Annotated in this window: 1 protein-coding gene and 2 pseudogenes; 2 read left to right on the top strand and 1 reads right to left on the bottom strand. The window is 58.2% G+C overall.

From position 1 onward, the window contains the following. Positions 1-1,476: ATP-dependent nuclease (locus tag HLH48_RS22675; RefSeq protein ID WP_182999709.1), on the top strand; the 1,476-nt coding region annotated here is incomplete at its 5' end. Positions 1,477-1,639: 163 nt separating this feature from the next. On the opposite strand, the pseudogene HLH48_RS22680 reads toward HLH48_RS22675, so the two are convergent. Further along, positions 1,640-1,846 (bottom strand): annotated as a pseudogene (locus HLH48_RS22680) (integrase core domain-containing protein); the annotation flags it as partial. Between the two features lie 65 nt (positions 1,847-1,911). Here HLH48_RS22680 and HLH48_RS22685 point away from each other — a divergent pair. Continuing rightward, positions 1,912-2,154 (top strand): annotated as a pseudogene (locus tag HLH48_RS22685) (hypothetical protein); the annotation flags it as partial.

Consider the following 2,154-nt stretch of genomic DNA (forward strand, 5'->3'; position numbering starts at 1 on the left):
CACTCTGTCTGCATCGGGTCTCTGGCCTCGCTCGCGGATTTTGCTTTTCCAACAAGAACTTTCGCCGATTTCAGAGCCCGATGCACCTTCCCGTGTGAGATTTCCGGGCTAAAGTCCCTAATCAAGGTCGATTTCTTGAACGCTCAGCGGCATCTTGCGGACCCGTCCACCGCCACCGGGGGCGGGCGCTCAGAAGATTTGTCGAAACGGCTGAGCCGCTTCTATCAGCGCAATCTCGATCAACGTCAGGACGATCATCAGGCACTCAAAGCGCTCTTCGATTCTGAAGTGGGTCTCAACAAGCATCTCGCCGAAGTTTTCAAAGACACGTTGGAGCGGTTGGGGCGGTTAGGCTACCCCGGTCTCAACAACCCGCGCCTCGAAATTAAGTCGGCCCTCAACCCCGCATCCATCCTGACTCAGGATGCGCGCGTTCACTACATTGTCGGTGGGGGCGCGCAGCCCATCACCCTACCCGACACCTACAACGGGCTCGGCTTCAAAAATCTGATCTATATGGTAGTCAAGGTGCTCGACCTTCAGGAGCGCTGGAAAGCCGAGGAGGAGAAGCGAGCGCCGCTGCATCTCATTTTCATTGAAGAGCCCGAAGCGCACCTCCACGCGCAATTGCAGCAGGTGTTTATACGCAACATTCTTGAGTTGCTGGCCATACCGGATGAGGCAGGTGGCTCATTTGCGAGCCAAGCCGTCATCACGACGCACTTCCCGCACATCCTGTATGAGCGAGGTTTTAAACCCATTCGCTACTTCCGGCGTGACGTTATCGGGACCGACCAAATTACGGAAGTGCTGAACCTCTCCGCCTTTTACGCGCAAGAAACCGAGCATCGCGACTTCTTGCAACGGTATCTAAAACTCACTCATTGCGACCTGTTTTTCTCCGATGCCGCTGTCCTCGTGGAAGGCAACGTCGAACGACTGCTCCTCCCGAGTATGATCGAAAAAGCAGCGAAATCGCTGCGATCCTCCTGCATCTGCATTCTGGAAGTTGGCGGAGCATTCGGCCACAAATTCAAGTCGCTGATCGAATTCCTTGGGATTGTCACGTTGATAATCACCGACGTGGACAGCGTTTCCTTGCTGCCTGCCGATCATGCGGGCGACGATGAGGACGATGACGAGCTTGAGGTCGAAGTTGAAGCGCCAACGGCCGAGGCCGCCAAGGAATTGGATGAATTTCTGGGAGGTGCCGCCCCCGCGTCAGCCCCCCCGGTACGGGAAGAAGTGCTTGCCGAGCGTGTCGGGGGCGGTGTCGTCCAATCAAACTCTCGTGAAATGGCTTCCGGCGAAGCAGACGATCGCCGAGCTTTTTGCCGCCCCGGATCACGAAAAGGAAACGCCGCAGGAGGGAAAGACCCGTGTTCGCGTGACCTATCAAACGCCCGTTCCCGTCGCATGGAACGGTCAAAAAGCAGAGCTTGCCGGTCGGACTTTGGAGGAAGCCTTCGGGCTTGAGAACGCCGCATGGTGCCAAAGCGTCGATCAGAGAAAATTGGGCCTGCGCCTGCGAGGCGCGGTAGCGGACCCCGCAGCGCTGGCGACGGGATTGCACAAGCGTGAGGCGGTCTCGCCTGTTTGGACAGGTTGGCGGCTAAGTTAAGCTCATCGCGGTTGTCGTTCATGCCGCCATTTGGGTGATCAAATCCTGTGGGGCATGCGCCACAGGATTTGAAGCGTCGATTTGCCCATATGCCTCGCCAGGGGTTTTTCCTGCAAGGCGTGAATGAGGACGATGGTTGTCATAATAGGCGAACCATCGGCCAAGGCCGGCACGCAGTTCAGACCCGGTCTCGAAGGCGTGCAGATAGACGCATTCGTACTTCACTGGGGTGGGGCACGGTTTTCCGAGACATTGAGGAGCGCTACGACCCTTGTGAAAGGAAGTAGCAGATGGACGACAGGAACGACGTGAATCGGAATGAAACGGAGGCCTCGGCGCCGTTGACGCGCTCCCGGCACGCAGGCGGCGGCGGGGCCGAGGCCGTTACGGGAAAGCGGTTCTCGGCGAAGAAGAAGCTTTCGGCGGTTCAGCGGCTACTGCGAGGTGAGAGCCTGGATGCCGTATCGCGCGATCTGCAGGTGCCGGCGCACCGACTGTCGGAATGGCGCGACCAGGTGCTGGTCGCGGCGGAA

The organism is Gluconacetobacter sacchari (assembly GCF_014174255.1).
GTDB classification, from domain to species: domain Bacteria; phylum Pseudomonadota; class Alphaproteobacteria; order Acetobacterales; family Acetobacteraceae; genus Gluconacetobacter; species Gluconacetobacter sacchari.